This window comes from Paraburkholderia madseniana (assembly GCF_009690905.1).
In the GTDB taxonomy this organism is placed as follows: Bacteria; Pseudomonadota; Gammaproteobacteria; order Burkholderiales; family Burkholderiaceae; genus Paraburkholderia; species Paraburkholderia madseniana.
In genome coordinates this window covers 1-2009 of sequence record NZ_VOSW01000251.1, presented here as the reverse complement: position 1 = coordinate 2009, position 2009 = coordinate 1, and the positions used below count along the sequence as shown (strand labels likewise).

Sequence of the window (2009 nt, the reverse complement as noted above, 5' to 3'; positions counted from 1 at the left end):
TTACGCCTCGTACAATGTTGCATACTTTTCACTCCGTCGTCTGAATCATTCGGATTTTCGCTGGCGAGAGCCCCCGGCTGTGGATCGATCCTGAACACAACGACGATTTCATCCTTGTGGATTTCGACGCGCTTGACCAGACCCAACACGATCCTGCGCTTCGTTTCAAGATCAATCGTATCCAGTTTTTCGGTGACGGCGCCTGCAAATTCCTCGAGCCGGTTTATGACCAGAAACAACTCGCTTTGCACCGCCCCTTGCTGTCTGGACTCAAGGATCTGCTGGTCAATCTGCTCAAGCCGGTTCTTCAGCTGCTGCATCTTCGGTTCGAAGTCGGTCTTGTCGATGATACCGTCTGCATAGCTGTCGATCAGCCGGGACTTGCCCTTTTCCAGCTGCAGCCGCTGCTTTTCAAGGTTGCTCGTGTCAAAGCCACGCTTCTCATGGCGCTCCATCATATCCAGTCGACGCTCATATTCGTTCTTCAGTCGTTCCGGATGCCTTAGCAATTCCACGACCTGCTGCCATACCAGATCATCGAGCCGGTCCGTTCGAACCTGCAGATTGTCACAGATACGTTGGCCGCCGAAGCGATAGGCATCGGTTCCAACACAGCGGTAATAGGCGTAGTCCCGCTGATGCCCCTTGGACGCAGCCTTGCTCACTTTCTTTGCGTAATAGGCGTAACGACACTGGCCGCAGACCGTCAACCCTTGCAGCAGGCGTAGCGGCGCGCTCCCGCGCCTCTGGCGTGCCAGCTTGCGGTTCTCGGCAAGCTGTTCCTGAGCAGATTGAAACAGCGCCTCGCTGATGATGGCCGGCACCGGGATCTCGATCCAGTCCTGCGGGTCTGTGCGTGTTGTTGAATACGGCTTTCTGGGCACGTCGGCACTGTGGCGCTGGGCACGCACGCGCACCTGCAGGTGATCGCGCGACTGCGTCTTGCCGAACGCAGCCCGCCCCATGTACGCAGGATTGCGCAATATGCCCCATACCACGCTGCGGTCCCAGTACGGCTTGCCCGATGCCGTCACAGTACCCGACTCGGTCAGTCGGCGTACCACTTCTCCTATGCTCAGGCGGTCCATCCCCACCCACTGGAAGATCGCCCGGACCGTTGCAGCCTGGGGCAGTTCGATCACGTACCGGGCCGGCGTTCCGTCAAGCTGCCGGCGAATGTAGCGGTAGCCGTAGGGTGCCCCGGAGAGTACATTGACGCTGCCGCGTTTTGCGCCGTGAAGCTTGCCACGACGGTGACGCTCAGCGATCTTCGCCCGCTCGTATTCGGCGATCATGCCCTGCATCTGCAACAGCAGTGACTCTTCCGGCGTCGTACCGATTGCGTGATTGAGGAACACCACCTGGATGCCGCAGGCCGTGAACTCTTCCATCAGCAGCGCCTGGTGCGCATATTTGCGCGCCAGCCGGTCCGGTGACAGGATGTACAGATGATCGATCGCACCGAGCGCGGCACAGTCTCTGAGTCGCTCCAGCTGTGGCCTGATCAGTGTCGCGCCGCTCACGCCAGCGTCAACGAAACACATGTCGTCGACGATCTGCGCGCCGTCAGCCGAAATACGCTCCCTCAGTGCAGCGATCTGGCTTTCAATGGTGCCGCGTTTGTTCTGCTGTTCGGAGGATACCCGCGCATAGAGCGCAACCATCGCAGCTTTGCTCATCGTCCACCTCGCTTGACGGTCGCCTTCCTGGCCGCTGCGCGCCGCGTAGCGGACGGCTGTGCCGTTGCGCGTGCTTCGATCGGACTGATCTGCTCGTACGCCTTTTGCAACTGCTCCTGGGCGTAGCGGTTCGGCTCGAAGGCCAGACGTACGCGCCATTTTTTACGTCCTCGGGTCATCGCTGCACCTTCCTGTCAGCGGGAGCGACCGTCTCAAGGACGAGGTCCACATCAACCTTGGAACAGCTTCTGGACCACGGCGCCAGGCACTCCCTTGAAATGCGCAGACCCAATTTTATCCGGCAGTTTGCTCTGTTGTTGGTGGCGCTAT

At 59.4% G+C, this 2009-nt stretch carries 2 protein-coding genes; both read right to left on the bottom strand.

What is annotated here, in order from left to right:
* Positions 1-1679, bottom strand: a 1679-nt coding sequence (locus FSO04_RS45610; RefSeq protein ID WP_154567984.1) for a recombinase family protein, incomplete at its 3' end; no start/stop codon positions are given.
* The gene (locus FSO04_RS45605) at positions 1676-1858 is read right to left on the bottom strand and encodes a hypothetical protein (RefSeq protein ID WP_102857292.1); all 183 of its coding nucleotides are present in this window, start codon (positions 1856-1858) and stop codon (positions 1676-1678) included. The genes FSO04_RS45610 and FSO04_RS45605, both read right to left, overlap by 4 nt.
* Between the last annotated feature and the right edge of the window lie 151 nt (positions 1859-2009).